Below are 24,214 nucleotides of genomic sequence, written 5' to 3'. Positions count from 1 at the left end.
TAATCGATAGCAGTACGCCTGGCACACTCAGGTCGCTTGAGCCATGGAGCACCACGACTCGATCGAACTCACCCAACCGGACGACTGGCACCTGCATCTGCGCGATGGCGCGGCCATGGCCGATGTGGTGGGCTTCAGTGCGCGCCGGTTCGCGCGCGCTATCGTCATGCCGAACCTCAAGCCACCGGTGGTGACGACCGAGCAGGCGCGCGCCTATCGCGCGCGCATCCTCGCCGCACTGCCCGAGGGGAGCGACTTTCAGCCGCTGATGACGCTCTATCTCACCGATCACACCAACCCATCCGAGATCGAACGTGCCAAGGCAAGCGGCCTGGTGGTCGCCTGCAAGCTCTATCCGGCCGGGGCGACCACCAACTCCGAGAACGGCGTGACCGACATCACCCGGCTCAAGCCGGTCTTGGAGGCGATGCGTGAGGTTGGGATGCCGCTCCTGGTGCACGGCGAGGTCACGGATGAGTCGATCGACATCTTCGACCGCGAGTCGGTCTTCATCGAGCGGGTGCTGCATCCGCTCATCGAGCAGCACCCCGGGCTCAGGGTCGTCCTTGAACATGTGACCACCGCCGAGGCGGTGAACTTCGTGCGCTCCGGCCCCGAGACCCTGGGGGCGACCATCACCCCCCATCATCTGCTCTACAACCGCAATGCCCTCTTGGCCGGCGGGATCCGGCCGCATCTCTATTGCCTGCCGGTGCTCAAGCGCGAGCGTCACCGCCTGGCCCTGGTCGAGGCCGCCACCAGCGGTCATCCGCGTTTTTTTCTGGGGACCGACAGCGCGCCCCATGCGCTCGGAACCAAGGAATGCGGCTGTGGCTGTGCGGGCATCTTCAGCGCCCATGCGGCACTGGAGCTTTATGCCGAGGTCTTTGACCGGGCCGGTGCACTCGACCGGCTGGAGGGCTTCGCGAGCCGGCATGGGGCGGAGTTCTACGGCCTCCCCATGAACCAGGGGCGGATCCGATTGGTCCGCCGGCCCTGGACCGTCCCCGAATACTACAGGTTCAAAGACAGCCGGGTGGTCCCGCTGTGCGCCGGCGCGACCCTCGGCTGGCAGGTCGAGCCGGTGCAAACCGGCTAGAACTTGACCTCGTCCCAGAAGTCCTGTGGGGACTGGTCTTGCGGTGGATGGCCATCGTACACCAGGGCTTGGCGACGCTGGAGATAGGCATCGCGCACAAAGCTGTAGGGATCCAGGGTGGACCCTTCGAGGATCTCGGTCGCCTTCAGCAGGTCCGCGCGCTGGTCGATCGCCCGGACCCCGACCAATCCCCAGCGCACCTGATGCGGTCTGAGACCAAGCAGCGGATCCGTGAACAGGTCGCCCCCCCTGCCGATGGCGTCGCGCATGCTGGTCGGCCCCAGCAAGGGCGCAACCAGATAGGCGCCCGGCTCCAGCCCCCAATACCCGAGCGTCTGTCCAAAGTCCTCCTTGTAGCTCGGCAGACCGACGTTGCTGGCCACGTCGATGAAACCCAGCACACCGATCGTTGAGTTGATGAAGAGACGCCCGACGTCGCTGCCGGCGCGCGACATCTTGAATTGCAAGACATTGTTGACCGCCGAGGTGACATCGGCCAGGTTATTGAAGAAATTGGTGATGCTGCGATCGACCGGCTCGGGCGTCACCTTCCGATAGCCCGCGGCGATCGGGCGCACGAACGCCTTGTCGAAATCCATGTTGAAACGGAAGGTGGCTCGGTTGAAGGGCTCCAGCGGATCACGCGGATCGAACTCGCGATCAGACGTAGAGGCGCACCCAAGCAAGAGCGTCGGCGCCACCAGCCAAGCCAGCGCGCGTACCCATGATCTCAGCATCACCCTACCCATGACACCCGGCAAACCTCCTCGATGAACCGGATCAAGATCCTACCACAGCGCGAAGCGCCGTCGGAGATTCGCGGTGACCTCGAGCATTGGCATTCATGGCGCGCGCACTTATGCTGTAACGATGAGAGAACAGCCATCCATCCGCAACGGCATCGCGCGGCGCTTTCGTGGCTTCCTACCCGTTGTGGTGGACGTCGAGACCGCCGGTTTCGATGCCCAGCGCCACGCCCTGCTGGAGATCGCGGCCGTCATCATCCGGCAGCGGCCCGACGGTCTGCTCGAACCCACGCCGACGCTCGCCTGCCATGTGCTGCCCTTTGTCGGCTCGGAGATCGATCCGCGCGCGCTGGCCTTCAACGGCATCGATCCGCACCATCCGTTTCGGGATGCCGTATCGGAACGGGATGCGCTCGAACGTCTCCTGACGCCGATCCGCAAGGCCGTCAAGTCAGCCGGCTGCAACCGTGCCATCCTGGTCGGACACAACGCGCACTTCGATCTGGGATTCATCAAGGCCGCCGTCGAACGGACCGGCTACAAACGCAATCCCTTCCATGCCTTCAGCGTCTTCGACACCGTCACGCTCGGCGGACTGATGTTCGGCCAGACCGTGCTGGCCAAGGCGGCCAAGGCGGCGGGGTTGGGTTGGAAGAACAGCGAGGCACATTCGGCCATCTACGACGCCGAGCAGACCGCGCGGCTGTTTTGCGCGGTCGTCAACCGCTGGCACGAACTCGACCCCGATCGTTACTGGGAGCGCCATACCGAGGCGTCGGACGGATCAGACCAGCGTCTGGATTGAGCACGGGCACCTGGTGGATTGCAGAGAGCGAACCCAGTCCGACTCGGGCGTGGCAAGCGGCGTTGAGGGCTTGCATAGTCAATCTCAGGCGTTTCCGGCCTGCGCCTTGGCGACCGCTCGCTCCATCATCGCCTTCAGCTCGCCGCGGGCGTGCAACTCGAGCGTGATATCGCAGCCGCCCACCAGCTCGCCGTCGATGTAGATCTGGGGAAAGGTCGGCCAGTCGGCGAAACGCGGTAGGTTCTCGAAGATCTCGGGGTCTTGCAGGACATTGACATAGGCGAAGGGCACCCCGCACTCCTGCAGGGCCTGGGCGGCGCGCATGGAAAAGCCGCATTGAGGGAATTTAGGCGTACCCTTCATGTAGATTACGACTGGGTTGCTCCTGACCTGCTCGGCGATACGTTCCAAAACATCCATCTCAATCACCCTTTTGCGTGTTGGAGATTACTGACCCACACGAAATCAGGCCGTCGCGGCCATTATCAAGCCTACCGCTCGGTGCGGCGACGCGACTCAATCGACGTGCCGCTGGAACCAGAGCTCCAAGAGTGCCAGGTGCCAGAGCTTGTTGCCCTGGATGCGGGTGTGGTGCAGGTCGGGTGCGGCCAGGAGCTGGTCGAGATAGGACTGACGATAGAGACCGCGTGCGCGGCTGGCGCGCGAGGTCAGGACGTCGCGCATCATGTCGAGGAAGGGCCCGCGCACGTATTTGAGCGCCGGCATGGGGAAATAGCCCTTGGGGCGGTCGATCACCGCATCCGGCAGCCGCCCGCGGGCAAGCACCTTGAGCGGATATTTGCCGCCGGCGCGCAGCCTGAGCTCGGGTGGACAGCGCGCCGCCACTTCCACGAGCTGGTGATCGAGGAAGGGCACGCGCGCCTCTAGACCCCAGGCCATGGTCATGTTGTCGACCCGCTTGACGGGGTCATCGACGATGAGCGTGGTCACGTCCAGACGCAGCACCGCGTCCATGAAGGTGTCGGCATCCGGCTCGGCCAGACGCTCGGTGATGAACGCCGAGGTGTAGTCTTCGCCGGCGTAGTCCGGGCCGATCATGCGCAGATATTCGGCGTGATCGCGGTCGAAATAGTGCTTGGCGAAGCGCTCCAGCGGTGAGCCGGTCGTCTCGGCCAGCATGCGTGGATACCAGAAATAACCGCCGAACACCTCGTCGGCGCCCTGCCCCGACTGGACCACCTTGATCTCGCGCGCGACCTGTTCGGCAAGGAGATAAAAGGCGACCGCGTCCTGACCGAACATGGGCTCGGCCATGGCATCGATCGCCTCGGGGAGCCGAGTCAACACCTGGTCGTTGGGGATCAGAAACCTGTGGTGGTGCGTGCCATAGCGCTCGACGACGAGATCCGAGTATTCGAACTCGCTGCCGGACTCCTCGGGCGTGTCCTCGAAGCCGACCGAGAAGGTGCGCAGATCCGAGACCCCCGCCTCGGCGAGCAGGGCCACCAGCAGACTGGAGTCCAGTCCACCCGAGAGCAGCACCCCGACCGGGACATCCGCGACCTCGCTGTGGATCCTGACCGCCTGACGCAAGGCGGCGTGGATGGACTCCAGCCATTCACCCTCGGACAGCGGCGACTCGGGACGCCGGGCGACGAGACGCCAATAGGATTGCTCGGTCTGACGACCATCGGCCTCGATCAGCCTCCAATGCCCGGGCGCGAGCTTACGCACACCCTGGAGGATGGTGCGTGGGGCCGGAACCACGGCATGGAGCGTAAAGAGATTGTGCAGCGCGACCGGATCGATCCGCGTATCCAGACCGCCGGCGGCCAAGAGTGCCTGGGGGGTCGAGGCGAAACGGAGCACTTGACCCTGTTCGGACCAATATAACGGCTTGATCCCAAAGCGGTCGCGCGCCAAAAACAGCGAACGCCGGTTGGCGTCCCAGACCGCGAAGGCAAACATGCCGTGCAGCCGCTCGACGCAGTCGGTCCCCCAGGCGTGCCAGGCCTTGAGGATGACCTCGCTGTCGCCGGCAGAGAAGAAGCGATACCCCTTGCCTTCGAGCTCTGCCCGCAGGGCACGGTAGTTATAGATGGTGCCGTTGAAGACCAGGGCCAGCCCCAGCTCGGCATCGACCATGGGTTGATTGGAGCGAACCGACAGATCGATGACCGCCAGCCGCCGATGCCCAAAGGCCAGTGCCCCGTCGCTGTAGCTGCCGCCATGATCCGGGCCGCGCCGCGTCAGCGCGGCCATCATCCGCCCGATCGCGTCCAGATCGGCCGGCACACCATCGAGCCGCAGCTCGCCACAGATCCCGCACATTTCAGAGCTTCTCCCGCCCAGTGATTTCGATGACTCTCGCCAAGAGGATAGCCGAATCCCAGACCGGGGACGGTTGTAAAAACCAGCACGCGACTATATGGTGGAGCTGCATTCGATCCTGAGATCCCAGGCCACACCCAGGAGACCTGACCACCATGATGCACGAACTGCCTGCCCTCCCCTATGAGAAGAACGCCCTGGAACCCGTGCTCTCGTCCGAGACCATCGAGTACCACTACGGCAAGCATCATCAGACCTATGTCACCAACCTCAACAACCTGATCCAGGACACCGAGTTCGCCGACATGAGCCTGGAGGACATCATCCTTAAGTCCTCGGGCGGCATCTTCAACAACGCCGCACAGGTCTGGAACCATACCTTCTACTGGAACTGTCTCAGCCCCAACGGCGGCGGCGCCCCGAGCGGGGCGCTGGCCGCTGTGATCGACGCCACCTTTGGTTCGTTCGATGAGTTCAAAAAGCAATTCACCCAGTCGGCCGCCGGCAACTTCGGCTCGGGCTGGACCTGGCTGGTCAAGAACGCCGACGGCTCGCTGGAGATCTTCAACACCTCCAATGCCGGCACCCCCATGACCTCGGGCAAGACCGCGCTCCTGACCGTCGACGTCTGGGAACACGCCTACTACATCGACTATCGCAACGCCCGTCCCAAGTATCTGGAGAGCATCTGGGACAAGATCAACTGGGCGTTCGTCGCTGCCAACTATGCAGGCTGATCCAGGCGAATCGAGGCGGAGATCCTTGTCAAGCCTCTAAATACCGCGTTATATTTCCTAACTTCGCCTTATACAGAGGCGGTTTCCCAGGCGGGGCGACCGCCTTTTTTATTTTCATTCAAGCTCGATCGGGGTCTGTGCGCCATGAGCGAACCCTTGATGGCCACCTACAATCGCCTGCCTGTCACCTTCGACCGAGGTGAGGGCGTCTGGCTCTGGGACACGAATGGCCGGCGTTATCTGGATGCCCTGTCCGGGATCGCCGTCTGCGGACTCGGCCATGCCCATCCGGCCGTGCGCGAGGCACTCTGTGAACAGGCCGCACGCCTGATCCATACCTCCAACCTCTATGGTGTCGCCGAGCAAGAGCGTTTTGGCGCGCTCCTGACCGCCCAGGCCGGGATGGATCGCGTCTTCTTCGCCAACTCGGGCGCGGAGGCCAACGAGGCGGCGATCAAGCTGGCCCGACTCCACGCCCATCGGCGTGGCATCGAGGCCCCGGCGATCCTGGTCGCCGAGCACAGCTTCCACGGACGCACCCTGGCCACGCTCTCGGCCACCGGCAACCGCAAGGTCCAGGCCGGGTTCGAGCCGCTGGTGCAGGGCTTCGTGCGCGTGCCCTATGACGATCTGGACGCGATCGAGACGGCAGCGGCCAATCGACCCAACATCGTTGCCATCCTGATCGAGCCAATCCAGGGCGAGGGCGGCATCCGTGTCCCATCCGACGATTACCTCATCCGATTACGCGAACTCTGCGACCGTTCGGGCTGGCTGCTCATGCTCGACGAGGTCCAGACCGGCATCGGGCGCACCGGACGCTTGTTTGCCTTCCAGCACGCGGGCATCCAGCCCGATGTGATGACGCTCGCCAAGGGCCTGGGGAATGGCGTGCCAATCGGGGCCTGTCTGGCACGCGGCGCGGCGGCCGAGGTCTTCACGCCTGGTTCGCACGGCTCGACCTTTGGCGGCAATCCGCTCGTCTGTCGTGTCGGGCGCGCGGTGCTCGAGACCCTGATCGAGGGGAATCTGATCGCAAACGCCGAGGTCCAGGGCGCCTATCTGCTCGATTCATTGCGCGCGGCGCTGGCCAAGACTCGGGGCGTGGTCGAGATCCGGGGGCGTGGTCTCATGGTTGGGATCGAACTCGACCGACCCTGTGGAGCGCTCGTGGGTCGGGCGCTCGACGCCGGACTCCTGATCAACGTCACCGCCGAGCGCGTGATCCGGCTGCTGCCGCCACTGATCATCGACCGCGCCCAGGTCGAGGAACTGGTCGCCACACTGACCGGCCTCATCCATGGCTTTTTGGGCGACGCCTGAAGACGACCCGCGAGAGACAGCCTCCGATGGCCAATCAACACACAGACTGCCGGCACTATCTCTCATTGCTCGATCTGAGCCGCGACGAGGCCCGAGCACTGATTGCGCGCGCCACCGAACTCAAGCGGATGCAGGCCGCCGGTCAGGTATTCAGACCGTTCGTCGGTCGCACGCTGGCCATGATCTTCGAGAAGGCCTCGACCCGCACCCGCGTCTCTTTCGAGGCCGGTATGGTGCAGCTCGGTGGGCATGCGCTCTTCCTCTCGCCGCGCGACACCCAACTCGGGCGTGGCGAGCCGATCGCAGACAGTGCGCGGGTTATCTCGCGCATGGTCGATGCCGTGATGATCCGCACCTTCAAGCAGGAGACGGTCGAGGTGTTCGCCGCCCATTCGCGCGTCCCGGTCATCAATGGCCTGACCGATCGCTGTCACCCCTGCCAGATCCTCGCCGATCTCCAGACCTTCCATGAGCATCGTGGTGACATCCAGGGCAAGCGCGTGGCCTGGATCGGCGACGGCAACAACATGTGCAACTCTTTCCTGGAAGCGGCGCAGTTGTTCGACTTCGAGCTGCGCGTGGCCTGTCCCGAGGGCTTCGAGCCAGACGCCGATCTCCTGGCCGCCTGCGGCGGTCGCTGCACCATCCTGCGCGACCCGCGCGAGGCCGCCGCGGGCGCGCACCTGATCGCCACCGATGTCTGGGCCAGCATGGGCCAGGAGGAAGAGCTAGAACGGCGCCGGACCGCGTTCGCGGCCTATCAGGTCACAGACGCCATCATGGATCAGGCCAGCCCAGACGCCCTCTTCATGCACTGTCTGCCTGCCCATCGCGGCGAAGAGGTCGCCGCCTCGGTCATCGATGGCCCGCGCTCCGTAGTCTGGGACGAGGCCGAGAACCGGCTCCACATCCAGAAGGCGCTGCTTGAGTTCCTGATTCCGCACTGAGACCGCCTCTCGAATCTGCGCGCGATCCTGGCATCAGCCGGCATCGCGACGCCTCCGCTCTGCCGTATAGATTTGCACCCGGCCTCATCCAGTTGAGCCGCTTCCAAACCTTGGGTTTCCCCGCGAGGGGCCGGACATGGCGGGGTTTCGCGGGTGGTGTGAATTTTGCCAACTGCGCAAAGCGCGTTGTCCTCCAGCGAAGCCAAGCGATTCCAGCCCGGTGAGCGCGAAGAAATAGCCCGAACACACTACCTTGGTAAGAAAGGTGTTTTGTTATCAACCCGGCCCTCAAAAAAGATGTGGATCGCGCCTTACGGCACTCTTGCCACTATGGCGCGTGCCGTAGAGCGGCGGTAGGAGCGGCTTTAGCCGCGATCTTGGCAGTTGATGCGGGGATGGGCGCCGCGATCGCGCCTCACGGCGCCCCTAACAAACCCACCGACCCGCTCCTCCGAGATCTACCTTGATAGGGCCAGGGCGACGAAGTTTTGGGGGAGGCTCAAAGTCCATACGCCCCCGAAGTTGTGCCGATCCGCGTCAACCGTGATTTGTCCACCGACGTAACTGTTCAGGCGCCCCCGGGGAAGCTACCCCGAGAAATTCGGCTGAGGGGTGTTGCCCTTGAACACTTGGATGAGGGATTGGAAGAGGTCGAAGTGCTGCTTCTGCAGGGTGGCGAGGTAGGAGCGGATGATGCAGAAGGCCTGTGCGCCTTCGGTGGTGCGGAAGCAACCGGCGATCTTGTGCTTGACCTTGGGCATGCGGATCGCTTGTTCGGCAAGGTTGTTACTGAACGGAACGCGTGGATCGGTCGTGAAGCGCAGGACATCGTCGGCATGATCACGCAATCGTCGGTAGAGATTGAACGGCACGCTTTGCGCCGTGCGCCCGCGTCTGCCGCTGGCGGGTTTCTCTGGATTGGCGGCGGCCGCTTCAGCAAGGATCGCCTCGTAGTGAGTGCGGATCGCCTGGATGCGCAGAGCCGTCAGCGGCTGGCCATGGGCGGCCACCGTTTCATGGTGGGCAGAGACCAACAAATCGATCATGCGCTTGGCCCACGCTTGTCCGCATTCCTCATGGACGAAGGTCAATTCACGCAGATGATGGGCGTTGCACAGCGCATGGGTGCAGGTCAGTTCCCGATACGAGGCCCAGCCGTCATGAACCAGCGTTCCCTTGAGCCGATACAGCAGACCGAAGTCCTCAAACGCCGCCTTGCCGCGCTTGGCATGCAGACCCAGCCAGGTCAGGGTGTCGGTCACCGCGGTGTGCAGCCAGTTGAGCTTGCCTGCCACGCGAAAGCCAGACTCGTCGGCGCCCGCGACATCCGCCTGAGCGACCGCATCCGCGATCCGCGCGACCGTCGGAGCCAACCGCTCACTCGCCTCCCCGATCATGGCCTGAACCGTGCCGGTCGAGATCGGCACACCATACAGGTCTGCAAGGACGTTGGCGGTGCGCGCCACGGGCAGCATGTGGTGCTGCGTCAGATAGACCGCCTGCGCCTTGACGCCGGGGCCATATTGAACCGGGGCCGTGACCTCGGGCGGGAATTCGCTGCGGTGCAGTTTGCCGCAGGTGCAGCGCAGCGCGTGAATCCGGTGCTCGGTCACTTCCATTGTCACCGGCGGCAGATCGAAGACCTGGCGGATTTCGGTCGTGGCCTGCCCCGTGAGCGATTCGCCGCAGACGTCGCATACCTCGGGCAGTGGATGATCCACCACGTGATCGGGCTGCGCCACTTGCTTGAGCGTCGAACCGGAATGACCCGGCTGACCGCCAGGCGGTCGGCTTCCCTGCTTGCGCATCGACTTCGTCTTCTTCAAGCCTTCGGCCGAGGATGGAATGCTCGAGTTGCGGCTGTTCTTCGCCATCTGCCCGCGCAGATGGGCGACTTCCCCCTGCAGCCGGGTCACTTCCGCTGTCAGCCGGACGACTTCCTGGCGCAACGCGGTGACCCAATCCCACAGCAGATGAATGAGTGCGTCTTTCTCCGCGTGCGTCAGGTCAGCAAGATCGGGCAGTCTTTCCATGCCGCCTATTGTCAGCTGTCCTTCCCGTTCTTAAACCCGGATCAGAGACTCTTTTATGGGGAACCTGAACAGTTACCTGGGATCACTTCCAGTCAGCGATCCAGGCGCTCGAAGACGCCGGCCTGTTGCGCGCGTCTGCCGTCGCGCAGCTCGCGCGCAGTCTGGGTCTGCGCCTGCGCGAGGCCGTGCTTGGCGACATCCCGCGCTGGCTGCGCGAACGGGACGAAAGAGGCGCCATCGACGTACGCGAAGGCACGAAGGGCGGACGCGGCAAGGAGGTGGCCCGCTGGGTGCCGGTCGATGGCGCGGCCGACTGCGCGCTCGAAAATGCCGATACCATCCGCCGCGAGCTGGGCTGCGGGAACAACCTGCTCAAGCCGAGTGAAACCTACGACGATTTCGTCAATGACGGGGAGATCCACAAGGCACGCGCCATCCTGCACCGCCATGGCATCGAGGGCTACCACGACCTGCGTGCCGCATGGGCGTGCGACCGCTACCAGGAGCTCGCCGACCGCCCCGCGCCCGTGGTCGCGCAGTGTCTGCCGTCCGACGATCTCACCGAGGAGGAGGCCGAGGCCGTCGAGACCCTGAGTAAGGAGCTGGGGCTGGAGCTTGCCCAGGAGCTGGGCCACAACCGGCTCGACGTGCTGGCGGCCTATATCGGCAGTCACTATCGCGGCTGAGGCGGGCATGGGCGTTGCGATTCTTCTCGAGCGCGCCCTGCCCGGCGCGAAGGCCTCGCTGCGCGGTCACATCGAGCGCGCCGGGCGCATTGCCCGGGCGATCGAGGCGCGCTTCGGCATCCGGGAGCCTCCCCAATGGCGAGTCAAGCATTTGCGCTAAGCGCTGGAACGTTGGGCGAGTAATCTTTCGCCGAGCAGCCGCTATGACTACTGGCGCACGGCGCGCGCCCTCGCTTCCGCGCTGGGCCGCTGGCCGGACTGGGAGCCGCATCTTCGCGGCCCTTGGCAGCGTCAGGGCAAGGGCGGGCGGCCGGCGAAGCTGGCGAGGACGAAAACGCGCGCATCGGGTGCAAATCCAGACCGCGGCTGCGCCGGATCTTGACGGAAAGGACGCAGTCCGACAGGCTGTGTCCTTCCAGCGTACCGACTGTGTTTGCCGTGCAGCTGAGAAAGCGGAAGGTGTCATCCGGGAATACCGTCAGCGCACTATGGGCGCTACTGACTCAAACACGAGCGCCAAGCTGCGGTTGCGCCTTCGGCGGCATCGCGCCCGGACGGTAGGTCACTTCGAATACCGTATCCGTAAGCCAGCGCCGGAAGCTCGGGTTGTCGGAAAACTGCTTGAACAGCTCCGTGTGATCGTCCAACAGCTCGAGCACCACGCGGTTGAGCGCCTTGTCGTGCTCCAGCCTCGCGTTCTGCTTGCCCGAGTTGGCCTGCGCGTTCTGGTAGGCCTTGTCCTGTGCGACGCGCGCCGGAATCTCTTCGGTGACGACCTTGCGAATCTTGTCGGCGTCATGCCACTTGATGTTGCCGAACAGGTCGTTGAACTGCTTGATGATGTTCGACAGCCTGTCCAGCTCCGGCTCGCCAGCGCCGCCACCCCCTCCGGGAGGCGGCGGCTCGACGAACGCATCGGCGTCGTCCATCGCCATCCGCATGGAGGCCTGGGCCTGCGCCCGGTAGCTGTCCATGTCGATGGCCTCCAGCACGCCTTTGGACAGATCCTCTTCCTTGGGGGCGGGCAGCTTCGGAATCAGGAAGTTCAGGAAGATCGACAGCTTCTCCCATGCCGGGTGACCGTAGGGGAGGATGGCTGCAAGGAAGCCGTAGCTGCGGACGAAGGCCTTGGCCTTGCCCTTGAACTTCACTTGGTCATCCTCAGAGAGCTTCTCGACGTACTCGGCGACGCATGCGTCGAGGATCGGGTCGAGCTGGTCACGCTCAGCGCCGCCAAGGTACTGCGCGACGAGGTCTTCCACCTGCTGCCAGCTGTAGACCTGCTGTGCGTCCAGATCGCTCTTCAGGTCGTGGAGCTTGTTAGGGTCAGTCTCCCCCTCCTGGATGGTGGCGCGGTAGTACTCCTGGAACGCCGCCTTCACGGCCTGCGCGTTGTCGGCGAAGTCGAGCACGAACGTGTCGGCCTTCTTCGGGTGCGCCCGGTTCAGCCGTGAGAGCGTCTGCACCGCCAGCACGCCCGCCAGCGGCTTGTCCACGTACATCGTGTGTAGCAGCGGCTCGTCGAAGCCCGTGACGAACTTGTTGGCAACGATCAGGAAGCGATACGGCTCCTGCTTGAGCTTGGCTGGGATGTCCTTGCTCGGGAATCCGTTGAGATCGGCCTCGGTCTTCTTCGATCCGCCGATCTCGAAGTCGCCGGAGTACGCCACGATGGCCTTATACGGGCTTTTGATCTCCGCGAGGTAGTCCGACACCTCGCGGAAGTAGTCGATGGCCCGTGCGATGCCGTTGCAGACGATCATCGCGCGCGCTTGGCCGCCGATCTTCTTGGCGTCGATCACCTGCTCGACAAAGTGATCGACCATGATCTCGGCCTTGCGGCGGATCGCCTTGTCGTGGGACTCCACATAGCGCCGGATCTTCTTCAGCGCCTTGGCCTTGTCCACCTCCGGGTCGTGCTCGACCGTCTTGGCGACGTGATAAAACCTCGACACCGGCGTGTAGTTGGCAATCACGTCAAGAATGAAGCCCTCCTGGATCGCTTGCTTGGTCGTGTAGGTCAGCTCCTCGGGCGAGCGGAACTGAACCGTGTCGCCAACGACCTGGCGCTCGCCGAAAAGCTCGAGCGTCCGAGTCTTGGGCGTGGCCGTGAAAGCGTAGTAGCTGGCGTTGGCCAGCATCTTGCGCGACTCGATCAGGGCGTTGACCTTGTCCTCGACCGACTCCTCCTCTTCCTCCTCGCCGCCTTCGGCAGCGTGCCCGGACAGCGCCAGATGCATCTTGGCGGTCGTCTTGCCGCCCTGGCTGGAGTGCGCCTCGTCGATCAGCAGGGCGAACTTCTTGTCGCCGAGGTCGCCCAACTCGTCCAGGATGAACGGGAACTTCTGCACCGTCGTGACGATGATCTTCTTGCCCCGGCGCAGGAAGGTGCGCAGCTCCTCGGCGCTCTCCGAATGACCGTAGATCGACGCCACATGGTCGTAGGCCTTGATCGTGCGGGCGATCTGCGTGTCCAGCGCGCGGCGGTCGGTGATGACGATGACCGAATCGAACTGCGCCTGCCCCGCCTCCGTCTTCAGTTCCACCAACTGGTGGGCCAGCCAGGCAATGGTGTTGCTCTTGCCGCTGCCGGCCGAATGCTGGATCAGGTAGCGCTTGCCGACGCCATCGGCGCGGCTGCGGCGCAGCAGGGCGCGCACCGTGCGAAGCTGGTGGTAGCGGGGGAAGATCTGCTTGCGTGTCTTGCGCCTGCGGCCGTTGGCATCTTCCGCTTCCTCCTCGACGACCTGTGCGTAGTTCTCGATGATGTTGGCCAGCGACTCCTTCACCAGCACCTGCTTCCACAGGTAGTCGGTCTTCAGGCCATGCGGATTCGGCGGATTGCCGGCCCCGCTGTTCCAGCCCTGGTTGAACGGCAGGAACCAGGAGGTCTTGCCGGTCAGGTGGGTGCAAAAGCGCACCTCGGCGTCGTCCGCCGCCATGTGGGCGATGCAGCGGCCAAGCTGGAACAGCAGCTCGCCCGGGTTGCGGTCGGTCTGGTATTGCACCACGGCGTCCGCCACGGTCTGCTTGGTCAGCGAGTTCTTCAGCTCGAAGGTGAGCACCGGCAGGCCGTTGATGAAGATCACCATGTCCAGCGCGCGCTGCGACTCGTCGTTGCTGTAGCGAACCTGCCGGGTGACGCTGAAGATGTTCTTGCCGAAGACCTCCGCTGCGGCGGCATTGCCCGGCGTGGGCAGTAGCTTGTAGAGGTCCACGTGCACCGGCCCGTGGCTCACGCCACGGCGCAAACAGTCCACCACGCCGCGCTTGGTGATTTCACCTTGCAGCCTGTGTAGAAACTGGGTGCGCGGGATGCCGTCGGCGTCCAGGTTCAGCGTCTCGACAACCTTCGGCTGCGTTGCCCGGAGGAAGGCGAGCAACTGCGTCACGTCCAGCGCCACGTCGCGGTGGTAGTCCGTGGCATAGCCTTGCACGTAGCCGCTGGCGACCAGGTCGCGCACGATCAGCGCTTCGAGGCCTTTTTCGCTGGTGTCAGTCGCGCTCATGGGTGGTCCTCTTCGCATCCGGATGTGGGTCTGCCCAGCGGAAACTGACCTTCAAGTCATTCATCCATGCGGGCTGGATCAAGCCATCGTGTTGCAACCGACCGACGACGATGCCTGGATGGATGGAGAGCCGCTTTGCGAAAGCGAGCACCGACGCTTTTGTCTCAAGCAACGGCAGCCCTCCTGCATGCTCTGGCGGGATCAAAAAATCCGCCGCCCAGCGATTGGCTTCGTGTTCAAGCCTGTTTTCGCTCTCGCCGCCGTCGGGATCGTCAAGAAACACGACTTTGCGGTCTTGCGCCGACGTTCCATGCAAGAGGATGTGCGCCGCCTCGTGGAAAAACGTGAACCAGAAGCGGTCGTTGGTTTTGCCGTAGAGGGACAGCTGGATCAGCGGCCGCGACGGCGACAACCACCGGGCCACCCCCGAGACGTGCGCCCGGGGTATGGCCGGCACCAAGGCCAGCGTCACCCCCGCATCCCGCAGCAGCCGCTTCATTTGCGGTTCGAACACCTCTGGCGGCTGCGTTGTCAGGACGCGAATCTCCCCCAGGGCCTTTTCGAAACGCGCGCGGTCGAACTTGGGGGCATCCCAGCCCTCGGCCCGCTTTTCACCCAGGCGCAGCCAGGTTGCAATGGCCGCCAGGTCGCTTTGCTCGGCACGGCTGCGGCGGTACTGCGCCTTCAAGTCGCTGACGTAAACGCTTTCCCACTCGTCAGGAGAAGCCACACCGAAAAAGCGCAAACAGGCCTCGACCAGCGCCGGCTTGTTCTTCTCCACCAAACGCACTTTGGGGACGGCGCCTTGCGCCATCAGCTCCTTGATGGGCAGCCGATCCAGCCAGTCCGCCCACCCCGCGCAGCGCTGGGCGAACTGCTGGCGTTCCAGCCGCTCGCGATACGTCGCTTCCTTGCGCAACCAAAAGCCCGCCGTGCTGCCGAGGACACGCTCCAGCCTCGAGGCCGTGTCTTCGGTGATGGCGGCCTTGCCGTTGATGAGCTGGCTCACATGCTTTTCGGTGTACCCCAGCCGCCGCGCAAGCTCGGCTTGCGTCCAGCCGCGCTCCTCCAGCACATCGGCGATGGTGTCGCCGGGTGGGGAAACCCAGTCCGGCGCGAACGGTGCATCCAGATCAGTCATGGTAGTCCCCAATGAATTCGATACAAACAATGGTCACAGCCCGCCAGTTGATGCCGCCGTCGGCATGGCGTGGCACCGGGTCATTGGCGGGCGAGAACGTCAACCGCCAGCCGCCCGCCAGGCTGACCGCATACTCGCCAGTCCGGTCGCCCGTCAGGGGATGGGGGTTGCCCGCCACCAGATCGGCCACACTTGCGGCGTGCTCCAGGTCATCCAGCCGGGCCCTCAGCTTGCGGGCGCAGGCATCGCCCAGCTTTTTCACAGCGGCATCCCGGCTTTCGCACAGCAGGCGCACCTTTTTGTCCCGGAAGCGGATCTCCAACGCGGTTCTCCATCATAACACCGTCTTTACCAAATTGGTAAAGTTAATCGCCTCGGCCGCCCTCTGGCTGGCCGCTCGACCAAGGCCAGCGCTCGCCTGAGCCCTGCTTCACTCACCGCCATCGCCGGGCTCGTCCTCGCTCAGGTTAGCCTCGTCGTCGCCCAGGGCGGCCAGTTCTTCGTCGCTCACCACGTCGTCATGGCCGGGCTGCCAGTCGCGCACGTCCACTTGGCCCGTGACCACATCGGCAATCAGGCGGTCGCGGTATTCGCGGATCAGTTTGATTTCGTCTTCGGTGCGGGTGATGACAAGGTCAATATCTTGCGTTTCACGCTGGATGTGCGCTTCTATCTCCGCCTGCTCGTCGAGCGAGGGTAAAGGAACAGGAAACGAACCGAATTTCGGTTTAGTAATGTGTTGCATGGTAGAGCCGTGCGCCTCGGCCTCCATGTGGTTCAAGAACCACCGGGCCAACCAAACGAAGTACCCACGAGTAATTCGCGTAGGGTCTGGAACGACCTTGAAAATGTGCTGGTTCAGCCATGCATCGCCACGATTCCATACGAATACGCCGAGCGAAGCTGACCAAGAAAGCAGGATATCGCCATTTTTGACATGGTTGCGTTCAGGAATCGCACCCTCATAGTAGTTGAACGGCGCGTGTTCCTTTGTGAGATTCTGAATTCGAATAATTGGACGACCTTTCGCGCCCCATTCCGCAGGCTTGAACGGGAAGCCGTTGATGTAGTCGGCCAGCAGCTTGACTTTAGAAACCTCCCAATGCTCCGGCACCTCGCCCAGCCAGTCGATACCGGACGGCTTGAACCGGACGTTGGGGTCCAGGCCGCGCGTGACGGCCTGGTCGATGATGCGCAGTTTCTGCTCGGTCAGCAGCTTGATGAGTTCGCGCTTGGCCTTGATGAAGCGGGCGATGTGCGCGTCCTGCGCGCGCAGGTAGGCGACGATCTGGTCTTGCTCGGCGCGGGGAGGCACGAGCGAGGGCATCTGTTTGAACGACTCCCAATAGAGCCGGTTGCGGTCGGCCACGATGCCGCGCGAGTACTTGTTGACCTCCTGCATGTACGCCGCCGTGCGGAACAGGTAGCTGTAGTAGTGGCTGTTGGCCTCGTCATAGGGCTTCACTACGACATAGGCCGGGCTGACCAGCCCATCGACCGGAGCCGAGCCAACGGCGCCCTGCCACATGCGCATCATGTTGTAGGCGATGTCACCCTTGGCCGCGCGCTTGTACTTCTCCTTCTGGCTCATCACCTGCTTGCGCTTCAGGTTCTCCATGTCCCTGACGCGAACACCCGTGCGCAGCGATACCTCCAAAATCGGCAAGTCGGGGAAGCCAGTTTCCACGCGATGGCTAAAGAGCCGGCCATTGCGCAGTACCTGCCAGCCCTCCGGCAATTGGGGAACCCACGGCAACCCCGATGCGCGATAGCTCGGATAGGGATTCGCCGCCGCCATCACGCGCCCCCTACGATCTTGTGCAGCAAACCTTCGGTCTTCGCTTCCAACGCGAGGATGTCGGCGCGGATTTCCTCCAGCGAGCGCAGCGGCGCGGGCTGGTAGAAATAGCGGGCGAAGGAAATTTCGTAGCCGATCTGGGTTTTGTCGCGCGCAATCCAGGCATCCGGCGCGTGCGGCAGCACCTCACGCCGGAAGAAGGCCTCGATGCCGCCGGGTTCCTTGAGCGGCACCTGCTCGGTGTCGCGCAGGTCGGTGTCGGGCTCGTACTCGACCAGGAGCCGGTCTTTCCCCGCCACTTCGAGGTACACGCCGTCGAGCCCCGGCTCGAAGGGCTCGTCCTTCTTCAGCTTGGTACGCTTGGCAATCACCGGCGGCGCGGTTTCATCACGCCAGCTCACGGCCTTGAAGATCGCCTTCTTCTCGGCGGCGGCCAGCTTCTTGCCGTGCTTGGCCATCGCTGCATCGAAGCGGGCGCGGAAGTCGTTGTGGTCGTCGAACACGCCGTCGCCCAGCGCCTGCTGCGCAAGCAGCGCCAGCTCGACCAGGGTCTTGTCGCGTTGCCAGGTCGCCGCGTCGAGCAGCTTCTTGCGGCGCTTCTCGGGCACGGCCTTCTTGGCAGGCGCGGCCTCGTCCTCATCGCTCTCGGGCTCGTCTTCGTCGTCCCCGGTGTCACCCTTCAGCCACGCCTCGATCTCGGGTTTGAGCTTCGGGAACTCGGTGTAGAGCTTGTCGCCATACCGACCCCAGATCTCGGCGCGCAGGGCCTCGTCGCCGCTGGCGAAGCGCAGGGTTTCGATGGCGCTGCGCTTGAGCTGGCTTTTGAGCCGCAGCGGGCGTTCGACGGTGATCTTCCAGTACCCAAAGTCGGCGTTGTCGAACCACTTGGACTCCGGCGTGTCCTGAGGTTGCCCGAGGTAGAGGTCGACGATGCGCTGGATGTCCGCCTCGGACAGCTCGCAGTTCTTTTTGCCCAGGTTGCGGCGCAGCGGTTGGAACCAGCGGCTCGCGTCGATCAGCTGCACGCGGCCCTTGCGGTGCTCGGCCTTGCGATTGGTCAGCACCCAGATGTAGGTGGCAATGCCCGTGTTGTAAAAGATGTTGAGCGGCAGCGCGATGATGGCTTCCAGCCAGTCGTTTTCCAGTATCCAGCGCCGGATGTTGCTTTCGCCCTGACCGGCATCGCCGGTGAACAGCGCCGAGCCGTTGTGAACGATGGCAATGCGGCTGCCCAACGGTGTGTTGTGCTTCATCTTCTGCAGCTTGTTCACCAGGAACATGAGCTGCCCGTCGCTGGAACGGGTGATGAGCTTGAACTCCGGGTCGCCGCCGTGACTGACGATGAAGCGCGGGTCGTTGAACCCCTGCTTGCCGCCCATGCGCTCCAGATCAGTCTTCCAGCTCTTGCCGTAGGGCGGATTGGAGATCATGAAATCGAACTCGCGGCTGCGGAACTGGTCGTTGGAGAGCGTCGACTTGTCCGCGCCGCCCACGATGTGCTCGGCCTCGTCGCCTTCGCCCTTGAGCAGCAGGTCGGCCTTGCAGATGGCGTAGGTCTCGGGGTTGATCTCCTGCCCGAACAGGTGGATGGAGACCTCCTTGCCGTGTTCCTCGGCCAGCTCCCGCAAGGTCTCCTCGGCGACGGTCAACATGCCCCCGGTGCCGCAGGCGCCGTCGTAGAGCAGGTAGGTTCCGGACTGGATCTGGTCGGCCACCGGCAGGAACATCAGCTTGGCCATGAGTTTGACCACGTCGCGCGGCGTGAAGTGCTCGCCCGCCTCTTCGTTGTTTTCCTCGTTGAAGCGGCGGATCAGCTCCTCGAACACGGTGCCCATGCCGTGGTTGTCGAGCGCGGGCAGCTTGATGCGGCCGTCGGCGTCCTTGACCGGCAGCGGCGACAGGTTGATCTCCGGGTCGAGAAAGTCCTCGATCAGGTAGCCGAGGACATGCGCATCCACCAGCGTCTGGATCTGATCGCGGAACTTGAACTTGGTGAGGATCTCCTGCACGTTCGGCGAGAAACCGTCGAGGTAGGCGATGAAGTCCTCGCGCAGACGTTGGCCCTGGCTGCTGGCCTTGAGCTTGGCCAGCGTGAACTCGGAGACGTTATAGAACGCCTGCCCCGCGGCCATCCGCAGGGCGCCGTCCTGCTCGGCGACGTGGTTCTTGTCGAGGAAGCGCTTGCGCTCCAACACCTTCTGCTTGGTCTCCTCCAACACAGCGTCGAGCCGCCGCAGCACGGTGAAGGGCAAGATGACATCGCGGTACTTGCCGCGCACATAGACATCGCGCAGACGGTCGTCCGCGATGTTCCAGATGAAGTCGGATATCCACTTGATCTGGCTTTGGTCTTGCACTTTTCCGCTTTTCATATCGTCTTCTTCTGTTCGCTCGACACCGAACTGGGCGAGCCGTGTTAGCCCTCTCGGCCCTGCCTTCCCCTCTCGGTCTGCTCTGTGATCCACTGGTCGATTTCCTGGCGCTGGAATCGCCATGTCCCACCGACTTTGAAGGCGGGAATCTTCTTCGCCGCCGCCAGGCGATACACCGTGCGTTTGCCCACCTTGAGGTAGGCCGCCACTTCATCGAGGGTGAATATCTCTGCCGCGTCGTCTTTCATCGCTTCCTCGCCCGGCAACAAGACTGCGGCCGGTGATGATGGTAATCTTGGCAAGGATACGGCAAACTTGTGCATCATTGAATAGCCAAGCGGCGGGAGAGGGGATGATCGACCCGGTAAGCCAGGCCCAACTGAAGGAAGCCATCGCGGACTGCATCGGCACCGATCAAGGGGTGCTGGACGCGCTGCGGGAAGAGATCCGCCCTCTGAAGAGCGTCACGCGCCGTATTCAACCGCGGGCCACGACATCGATCTCGCTAGTCGGCACCGATGGCGGCAACAACCAGCTCCGGTTTGATCCCTTCCTGATCCAGCTTGTGCGGGTGGTAGACAGCAGCAACAACGAATACTGCCTGGAGGCCATCTCGCCCACGACCCCCATCGACAAGCTCGACAAGCGCCAGTTCGAACGTGATGGAAGTCCTCGCACGGCGCTCGGCGAGATGATGGCCTTCCTGGGAGTGAACAGCCTGCCAGCGCTCTCCCACATGATTCGACCGACCGACAAGGGGAAGCCGATTTCACCCAGCTGGGTGCACGTCTACCGGGAGCTGGTCGAGTGGGCGATCCTGTTCGCGATCCTGAAGAAGGATTTCGGCACCGATACCTTGATCGTTTGCGACGGCTTGTTGCGAAGCAAGGTCTTCGCCAAGGATCTGTTCCAGCGTCTGCTCCATGGCATGAAGGGTCGAATCGACGCGCAGTGGAGCAAGAACCGTCGTCGGGTGTATCTAGCTGGCGTGGCCAAGCACAGCAAAGTGCTATCCCGGTACCGCTTGGCGATGGCTCTGGAAGGCGTCCTTCAGACCGACTACCCGGCCTACGTGGAGGTGCCGCGCGAGGTTGAGGAGAAGGCCTACGAGTGGTCGGAATTCGCGCGGGGCGATGACCGCGCCGGTGAGGGTGGAGAGATCAATAAGTTCGTCGGCGGCAAGATGTTCCTGGTGAAGTTCGGCTCACACCGCCGCGACCCGGTGTGGCCGGTGGACATCTTTGTTCCGCAAGTCGGCGAGGCGCAAACCATCCTCGGCTCGATGCTCGCCGATGCGATCAACGGTTTTCCGGTGCCGCATTACCCGCGTTGCCTGCAGAAAGCACATGAAAACGCGGCACTGGTCGATTTCGATTTCGACATCTTGCAGGACTTCATTTACGAAGGCGTGCGATCGAGCCTCGGTGGTGACGCAGGGATCTTGGACGCGTTCCAGCTACAGGACGCCGACCCGGCGCTGCGCCGGTATGAATAAAGGGGATACGGTATGGCAGAGATTCAACTCTTTCCCAAGGAAAAAGTCGTCGGCATCTTCCGGGGCTTTCAACAAGGAGGACTTGAGTTCCACGCCGACCTGGTGTTGCCGTACAGGAACGAGTTCCAGAACATCCCCATGCACGGCCAGTTCCTCCTCGTGCAACTGGAGACGCCCGATGAAGCAGTCTTAGGCCGGATCGCATCCTTCTCCTCGGAAGGCAAGCTGTCTTTCGGCTCCGGCGAGGAGTTCAATCTCCGTGCCGTTCGTGAGGATCGGCCCATCCCCGAAGACCTACGCGAGCAGTACCTCAAGTACCGGGTCAACATCCGTGTGTTGGGTGTGTTGCGCAAGAACGGCAAGGGGCTCACCTTCGTCCCCTCGCATCGCCGGCTCCCTCATGTTGGCAGCAAGGTAGCCTTTCCGAATGACGAAGTGCTGCGAGAGATCGCCGGTCACAACATCGATGGAGCACCCATCGGCCATCTGGCCTTCGGCGAGTATATCTACGCCGCGGGCAGCAAATCACTCCAAGCGCAAGAATGGATGCAGGTGGTCGGTCCCGAGGTATTGGTCCGCTTCCCGATCGAGTCACTGGTGTCTCGCCGCAGCTTTATCTTTGCCAGAGCGGGCTTCGGTAAATCCAATCTCAACAAGCTGCTCTTCTCGAAGCTCTACGAGACGACGCCCTTCGTCACCAAGCGCGCCGGCAAGCAGGCTCCCGTCGGCACGGTGATCTTTGATCCGGATGGCGAGTATTTCTGGCCTGACGACAAGGGCCGCCCGGGGCTATGCGATGTCCCGGCTCTGGAGGACAAGGTCGTCGTCTTCACCGACAGGAAAAATCCGAGTCCTTTCTACCAGTCGTTCGTGGCCGGCGGCATCAAGCTGGATATTCGCCGCCTACGTCCAGGCGATGTAATTTCGATCGCACTCGGACCAGAACGCCAGGAGCAACAGAACGTTCGGAAGCTGCGCGGGCTTCCGCAAGACCGGTGGGAGTCGTTGGTCAATCTGATCGACGCCAACGGCAACACCACACCGCTTGACGACATCTGCCGCTTGCTTGATCTCGATCCGCAAAAGCAAGAGGTAGAGGCGGTCGCTGCCAGAAGCAATATGACGACAATCGTGAAGATGCTGCATGACAAGAGCAGCCAGCTCATGGACATGCTGGTTCACGCGCTCTCCGAGGGGAAGCTGTGCGTCATTGATGTCTCCCAGATGCGCGGCGGCCAGTCGCTGGTTCTCTCGGGCCTGATCCTGCGCCGGATCTTCGATCGAAACCAGCAAGAATTCACCGCGGCCGATCCAAAGACGATCCCGACGATCGCGGTCGTCGAAGAGGCCCAATCGGTGCTGAACGAAAATGCACCGGCTGCCGAGCCCTACATCGCCTGGGTGAAGGAAGGTCGTAAGTACGATCTGGGCGCGCTGCTGATCACTCAGCAACCGGGCAGCATTCCTGTCGAGATCCTCAGTCAGGGCGACAACTGGTTCATCTTCCACCTGTTGTCGGCGGCGGATCTCATGTCCCTGAAACGAGCCAACGCCCATTTCAGTGACGACTTGTTGAGCTCGCTCCTTAACGAGCCCATCCCTGGCCAGGGTGTGTTTTGGAGCTCGGTGGGAGGCAAGCCTTATCCAGTCAGCCTCCGCGCACTGTCGTTCGAGAAGATGTTCTCGATGCGGGACCATGACTATAACCAGCCAGCCGGTCACACCTACGCCCAAACACTACGTAGCATCTTCTCCGGGATGAGGCAGATCGCGACGACAGCCCGCATTCCTGAAGCTGATGGCGCAGGCGCTTTGTTTCCTGAAGAGACGGAGGTCGAAGAAGCTGAGCCGGTGGATGTCATGGCGAACATCGAGCAGAAGGCGATCGAAGCCCTGCGAGTTGATGCCAAGCTGATCGCAAAAATCGAATCTACCGATGGAGCCGCATGGGGCTCGATCAAGGCGTTCTTCCTCAAGCAACTGCCGGAGCATCTGGATGACAGGGATACCTTAGCCTTCCGGCTTGTGAAGAAGGCGCTTGACCATTTCTATGGCCCGCAGGACCAGGGGTGGGAGCAATACCCCCATCCGACCCGCAACACTGCCTACGTCAGGAAGAGGAGTTAGGCAGTGTCCACCGCACAAACGGCCCTGAACGGAATTTGCCCCTACTTCACGATGTTCCCGCTCGATTTTCCGCTCAACATTCTGAAGCGGCGAGCACAGGTAGGTGATGTCGTGCTTGATCCCTTCTGCGGCCGGGGCACCACCAATTTTGCTGCACGACTTGTCGGCCTCCGTTCCCTAGGGGTGGACTCCAGTCCGGTTGCCGCAGCCATTACCGCCGCCAAGCTCGCGACGACCACCGTTGATGACATCCTTGCCGAAGCACGCAGGATTCTGACTGAACGTGAGGCACGCCAAATTCCGGCCAGCGAGTTTTGGCAATGGGCGTTTCACCCGACCGTGCTGGACGCGTTGTGCCGGTTCCGGGAAGCGTTCCTGGAGGACTGCACCACGGACGCACGCATCGCACTGCGTGGCATCATCCTGGGTGCGCTGCATGGCCCGAAGCAGAAGACACTTCCGAGCTATTTCTCCAACCAGTGCCCTCGTACCTATGCCCCCAAGCCCGCCTACGCGACGCGCTTTTGGCAAGAACGCAGACTTCTGCCTGAAGCCGTCGATATCCTGGCAGTGATTGAACGGCGGGCAAAACGCTATTACGGGATATCTTCCAACGTCACGGGAGCCGTCCGGTTGGCTGATAGCAGGGAGCCTACGGCGCTTCAGCCGGAAACGCCGGAAGTCCGGTTCGACTGGGTGATCACCTCACCCCCGTACTACGGTATGCGGACCTACATCCCCGACCAGTGGCTTCGAAACTGGTTCGTGGGTGGCCCCGACGCCGTCGACTACACGAACCGCAATCAGGTCGTTCATTCCAGCCCTGAGGACTTTGCGGCCGATCTGCGTCAAGTCTGGCGCAACGCTAAGAACGTGTGCGCGGAAGATGCCAAAATGGTCATCCGGTTCGGCGGTATCACGGATAGGCGCGCTGATCCACTGAGCATCATCAAGGATTCGCTGCGAGAAAGCGGTTGGCGTATCCAGACTATCAAAGAGGCAGGATCTGCCACAATGGGTAAGCGCCAAGCGGACGCCTTTCTGCGCTACAAGACGACGCCAATGACCGAATACGATGTTTGGGCGAGGCGTCAGTGACTCGAA

20 protein-coding genes are annotated in these 24,214 nt (G+C 62.8%); 10 read left to right on the top strand and 10 right to left on the bottom strand.

Annotated elements, in window-relative coordinates; all coding sequences use genetic code 11:
• Positions 1 to 43 precede the first annotated feature (43 nt).
• Positions 44 to 1,099 carry a dihydroorotase gene (pyrC, locus tag E6P07_RS05330; RefSeq protein WP_153974655.1) on the top strand — a complete coding sequence of 352 codons (1,056 nt, stop codon included), beginning with the start codon at positions 44 to 46 and terminating at the stop codon, positions 1,097 to 1,099.
• Here the strand turns inward: pyrC and E6P07_RS05325 are convergent.
• Positions 1,096 to 1,836 carry an MlaA family lipoprotein gene (locus E6P07_RS05325; RefSeq protein WP_170286788.1) on the bottom strand — a complete coding sequence of 247 codons (741 nt, stop codon included), beginning with the start codon at positions 1,834 to 1,836 and terminating at the stop codon, positions 1,096 to 1,098. The two genes, pyrC and E6P07_RS05325, sit on opposite strands and share 4 nt — an antisense overlap.
• Positions 1,837 to 1,969: 133 nt before the next feature.
• Between E6P07_RS05325 and rnt the strand changes: the two genes are divergently transcribed.
• A complete protein-coding gene (gene rnt, locus E6P07_RS05320; RefSeq protein ID WP_153974653.1) occupies positions 1,970 to 2,650 on the top strand; it encodes a ribonuclease T in 681 nt (226 codons plus the stop codon).
• A gap of 84 nt (positions 2,651 to 2,734) precedes the next feature.
• On the opposite strand, the gene grxD is transcribed toward rnt, so the two are convergent.
• Together grxD and E6P07_RS05310 are read right to left on the bottom strand one after the other, a co-directional pair.
• Complete coding sequence (grxD, locus tag E6P07_RS05315) at positions 2,735 to 3,070, bottom strand: Grx4 family monothiol glutaredoxin (RefSeq protein WP_153974652.1); 336 nt, start codon at positions 3,068 to 3,070, stop codon at positions 2,735 to 2,737.
• Between the two features lie 96 nt (positions 3,071 to 3,166).
• Positions 3,167 to 4,942, bottom strand: a complete 1,776-nt coding sequence (locus E6P07_RS05310; RefSeq protein WP_153974651.1) for an N-acetylglutaminylglutamine amidotransferase — start codon at positions 4,940 to 4,942, stop codon at positions 3,167 to 3,169.
• 155 nt (positions 4,943 to 5,097) lie between these two features.
• Between E6P07_RS05310 and E6P07_RS05305 the strand changes: the two genes are divergently transcribed.
• From E6P07_RS05305 to argF, 3 genes are all read left to right on the top strand, one after another.
• Positions 5,098 to 5,679 carry a superoxide dismutase gene (locus E6P07_RS05305; protein WP_153974650.1) on the top strand — a complete coding sequence of 194 codons (582 nt, stop codon included), beginning with the start codon at positions 5,098 to 5,100 and terminating at the stop codon, positions 5,677 to 5,679.
• Between the two features lie 144 nt (positions 5,680 to 5,823).
• Positions 5,824 to 7,002: an aspartate aminotransferase family protein gene (locus E6P07_RS05300; RefSeq protein WP_153974649.1), complete on the top strand. Its 1,179-nt coding sequence runs from the start codon at positions 5,824 to 5,826 to the stop codon at positions 7,000 to 7,002.
• A gap of 26 nt (positions 7,003 to 7,028) precedes the next feature.
• A complete protein-coding gene (argF, locus tag E6P07_RS05295) occupies positions 7,029 to 7,949 on the top strand; it encodes an ornithine carbamoyltransferase (protein WP_153974648.1) in 921 nt (306 codons plus the stop codon).
• 587 nt (positions 7,950 to 8,536) lie between these two features.
• Here the strand turns inward: argF and tnpC are convergent.
• On the bottom strand, positions 8,537 to 9,982 hold the full coding sequence (tnpC, locus tag E6P07_RS05290) for an IS66 family transposase (protein WP_153974647.1): 1,446 nt from the start codon (positions 9,980 to 9,982) through the stop codon (positions 8,537 to 8,539).
• A 125-nt stretch (positions 9,983 to 10,107) separates the two neighbouring features.
• Here tnpC and E6P07_RS05285 point away from each other — a divergent pair, with 125 nt between their 5' ends.
• Together E6P07_RS05285 and E6P07_RS05280 are read left to right on the top strand one after the other, a co-directional pair.
• Positions 10,108 to 10,668: an integrase domain-containing protein gene (locus E6P07_RS05285; RefSeq protein ID WP_162008609.1), complete on the top strand. Its 561-nt coding sequence runs from the start codon at positions 10,108 to 10,110 to the stop codon at positions 10,666 to 10,668.
• Between the two features lie 7 nt (positions 10,669 to 10,675).
• The gene (locus tag E6P07_RS05280; protein WP_153974645.1) at positions 10,676 to 10,828 is read left to right on the top strand and encodes a hypothetical protein; all 153 of its coding nucleotides are present in this window, start codon (positions 10,676 to 10,678) and stop codon (positions 10,826 to 10,828) included.
• Positions 10,829 to 11,171: 343 nt separating this feature from the next.
• On the opposite strand, the gene E6P07_RS05275 is transcribed toward E6P07_RS05280, so the two are convergent.
• The 6 genes from E6P07_RS05275 to mads1 form a co-directional block, all read right to left on the bottom strand.
• Complete coding sequence (locus E6P07_RS05275; RefSeq protein ID WP_153974644.1) at positions 11,172 to 14,177, bottom strand: type I restriction endonuclease subunit R; 3,006 nt, start codon at positions 14,175 to 14,177, stop codon at positions 11,172 to 11,174.
• On the bottom strand, positions 14,164 to 15,318 hold the full coding sequence (locus E6P07_RS05270) for a HigA family addiction module antitoxin (RefSeq protein WP_153974643.1): 1,155 nt from the start codon (positions 15,316 to 15,318) through the stop codon (positions 14,164 to 14,166). Before E6P07_RS05270 ends, E6P07_RS05275 begins: the two co-directional genes overlap by 14 nt.
• Entirely contained in the window at positions 15,311 to 15,640 is a 330-nt protein-coding gene (locus E6P07_RS05265; protein WP_153974642.1) for a type II toxin-antitoxin system RelE/ParE family toxin, read from the bottom strand. Before E6P07_RS05265 ends, E6P07_RS05270 begins: the two co-directional genes overlap by 8 nt.
• Before the next feature lie 108 nt (positions 15,641 to 15,748).
• Complete coding sequence (locus E6P07_RS05260; protein WP_153974641.1) at positions 15,749 to 17,116, bottom strand: restriction endonuclease subunit S; 1,368 nt, start codon at positions 17,114 to 17,116, stop codon at positions 15,749 to 15,751.
• The gene (locus tag E6P07_RS05255; RefSeq protein WP_153974640.1) at positions 17,116 to 19,488 is read right to left on the bottom strand and encodes a type I restriction-modification system subunit M; all 2,373 of its coding nucleotides are present in this window, start codon (positions 19,486 to 19,488) and stop codon (positions 17,116 to 17,118) included. Before E6P07_RS05255 ends, E6P07_RS05260 begins: the two co-directional genes overlap by 1 nt.
• A gap of 44 nt (positions 19,489 to 19,532) precedes the next feature.
• Positions 19,533 to 19,811, bottom strand: coding sequence for a methylation-associated defense system helix-turn-helix domain-containing protein MAD1 (mads1, locus tag E6P07_RS05250; RefSeq protein ID WP_425505149.1), 279 nt, complete (start codon positions 19,809 to 19,811; stop codon positions 19,533 to 19,535).
• Between the two features lie 29 nt (positions 19,812 to 19,840).
• Here mads1 and E6P07_RS05245 point away from each other — a divergent pair, with 29 nt between their 5' ends.
• The 3 genes from E6P07_RS05245 to E6P07_RS05235 are packed head-to-tail and all read left to right on the top strand — an operon-like array spanning position 19,841 to position 24,208.
• On the top strand, positions 19,841 to 20,983 hold the full coding sequence (locus tag E6P07_RS05245) for a hypothetical protein (protein WP_153974639.1): 1,143 nt from the start codon (positions 19,841 to 19,843) through the stop codon (positions 20,981 to 20,983).
• Positions 20,984 to 20,995: 12 nt separating this feature from the next.
• The gene (locus tag E6P07_RS05240) at positions 20,996 to 23,110 is read left to right on the top strand and encodes an ATP-binding protein (protein WP_153974638.1); all 2,115 of its coding nucleotides are present in this window, start codon (positions 20,996 to 20,998) and stop codon (positions 23,108 to 23,110) included.
• A gap of 3 nt (positions 23,111 to 23,113) precedes the next feature.
• Positions 23,114 to 24,208, top strand: coding sequence for a DNA methyltransferase (locus tag E6P07_RS05235; protein WP_211363169.1), 1,095 nt, complete (start codon positions 23,114 to 23,116; stop codon positions 24,206 to 24,208).
• Positions 24,209 to 24,214: the final 6 nt, after the last annotated feature.

This window comes from Thermochromatium tepidum ATCC 43061, from assembly GCF_009664085.1.
GTDB lineage: Bacteria > Pseudomonadota > Gammaproteobacteria > Chromatiales > Chromatiaceae > Thermochromatium > Thermochromatium tepidum.
Note: the sequence above shows the minus strand (reverse complement) of the source record. Positions and strands in the feature narration are given on the sequence as shown.

What these genes read in the sequence shown, in the direction of transcription:
- E6P07_RS05275 (WP_153974644.1), bottom strand. Translation starts at nt 14,177, where the DNA reads ATGAGCGCGACTGACACCAGCGAAAAAGGCCTCGAAGCGCTGATCGTG.
- E6P07_RS05245 (WP_153974639.1), top strand. Translation starts at nt 19,841, where the DNA reads ATGATCGACCCGGTAAGCCAGGCCCAACTGAAGGAAGCCATCGCGGAC.
- E6P07_RS05325 (WP_170286788.1), bottom strand. Translation starts at nt 1,836, where the DNA reads ATGCTGAGATCATGGGTACGCGCGCTGGCTTGGCTGGTGGCGCCGACG.
- E6P07_RS05280 (WP_153974645.1), top strand. Translation starts at nt 10,676, where the DNA reads ATGGGCGTTGCGATTCTTCTCGAGCGCGCCCTGCCCGGCGCGAAGGCC.
- E6P07_RS05255 (WP_153974640.1), bottom strand. Translation starts at nt 19,488, where the DNA reads ATGAAAAGCGGAAAAGTGCAAGACCAAAGCCAGATCAAGTGGATATCC.
- E6P07_RS05270 (WP_153974643.1), bottom strand. Translation starts at nt 15,318, where the DNA reads ATGACTGATCTGGATGCACCGTTCGCGCCGGACTGGGTTTCCCCACCC.
- pyrC (WP_153974655.1), top strand. Translation starts at nt 44, where the DNA reads ATGGAGCACCACGACTCGATCGAACTCACCCAACCGGACGACTGGCAC.
- E6P07_RS05240 (WP_153974638.1), top strand. Translation starts at nt 20,996, where the DNA reads ATGGCAGAGATTCAACTCTTTCCCAAGGAAAAAGTCGTCGGCATCTTC.
- E6P07_RS05260 (WP_153974641.1), bottom strand. Translation starts at nt 17,116, where the DNA reads ATGGCGGCGGCGAATCCCTATCCGAGCTATCGCGCATCGGGGTTGCCG.
- E6P07_RS05300 (WP_153974649.1), top strand. Translation starts at nt 5,824, where the DNA reads ATGAGCGAACCCTTGATGGCCACCTACAATCGCCTGCCTGTCACCTTC.
- tnpC (WP_153974647.1), bottom strand. Translation starts at nt 9,982, where the DNA reads ATGGAAAGACTGCCCGATCTTGCTGACCTGACGCACGCGGAGAAAGAC.
- grxD (WP_153974652.1), bottom strand. Translation starts at nt 3,070, where the DNA reads ATGGATGTTTTGGAACGTATCGCCGAGCAGGTCAGGAGCAACCCAGTC.
- rnt (WP_153974653.1), top strand. Translation starts at nt 1,970, where the DNA reads ATGAGAGAACAGCCATCCATCCGCAACGGCATCGCGCGGCGCTTTCGT.
- argF (WP_153974648.1), top strand. Translation starts at nt 7,029, where the DNA reads ATGGCCAATCAACACACAGACTGCCGGCACTATCTCTCATTGCTCGAT.
- E6P07_RS05305 (WP_153974650.1), top strand. Translation starts at nt 5,098, where the DNA reads ATGATGCACGAACTGCCTGCCCTCCCCTATGAGAAGAACGCCCTGGAA.
- mads1 (WP_425505149.1), bottom strand. Translation starts at nt 19,811, where the DNA reads ATGCACAAGTTTGCCGTATCCTTGCCAAGATTACCATCATCACCGGCC.
- E6P07_RS05310 (WP_153974651.1), bottom strand. Translation starts at nt 4,942, where the DNA reads ATGTGCGGGATCTGTGGCGAGCTGCGGCTCGATGGTGTGCCGGCCGAT.